A 241-nucleotide genomic window follows, 5' to 3' on the forward strand; every position below is an offset into this window, starting at 1 on the left:
AAATACCCAACTGATCTAACTGAAAACCAATGGCAATATATAAAGAAAACGCTGAATCTGAAAGATAGAAAGCGAAAACATCCTTTGATCCTGATTTGGAATGCGTTAATGTACCTGATAAAAACAGGCTGTCAATGGCGTATGCTGCCAAAGAACTTTCCGAAATGGCAATTGGTTTATTATTACTATATCCGTTGGGTAGAAGCAGGTTACTTCGACTTAATTTTGGAAAAACTACGCA

At 36.5% G+C, this 241-nt stretch carries 1 protein-coding gene; it reads left to right on the forward strand.

Annotation, left to right across the window (positions count from 1 at the left end; all coding sequences use genetic code 11):
• Window positions 1-241: transposase (locus GNY06_RS15760; RefSeq protein WP_166519910.1), on the forward strand; the 241-nt coding region annotated here is incomplete at both ends.

Origin of the sequence: Elizabethkingia argenteiflava (assembly GCF_009904105.1) — a bacterium.
GTDB lineage: Bacteria > Bacteroidota > Bacteroidia > Flavobacteriales > Weeksellaceae > Elizabethkingia > Elizabethkingia argenteiflava.